This window comes from Paraburkholderia sp. SIMBA_030, assembly GCF_046535245.1.
Taxonomy (GTDB): Bacteria; Pseudomonadota; Gammaproteobacteria; order Burkholderiales; family Burkholderiaceae; genus Paraburkholderia.
Genome location: NZ_JAWRXB010001406.1, coordinates 1 through 244 on the forward strand (window position 1 = coordinate 1; position 244 = coordinate 244).

Here is a 244-nt window from a genome sequence, read left to right on the forward strand (position 1 = left end):
GGCTTAATGAATCGACGCATTGATCCGATTTGAGCGAAACTCAGAAATCGGCGCGTGCGACCCACTTTCTGGAGACGGAGGAGACATGATCAACCTGCCCGGCGTGCAATTCATGCTCGGTGAAGACATCGAGATGCTGCGCGACGCCGTCGCGACGTTTGCCGCGAAGGAAATCACGCCGCGCGCGGCGGAGGTCGACCGCCCCGACCAGTTTCCCATGGATCTGTGGAAGAAGTTCGGCGAT

At 59.0% G+C, this 244-nt stretch carries 1 protein-coding gene; it reads left to right on the top strand.

Annotated features, from left to right (window positions below; translation table 11 throughout):
- Window positions 1-85: 85 nt before the first annotated feature.
- A partial coding sequence (locus SB772_RS44660) for an acyl-CoA dehydrogenase family protein (RefSeq protein WP_410839109.1) occupies window positions 86-244 on the top strand: 159 nt, incomplete at its 3' end.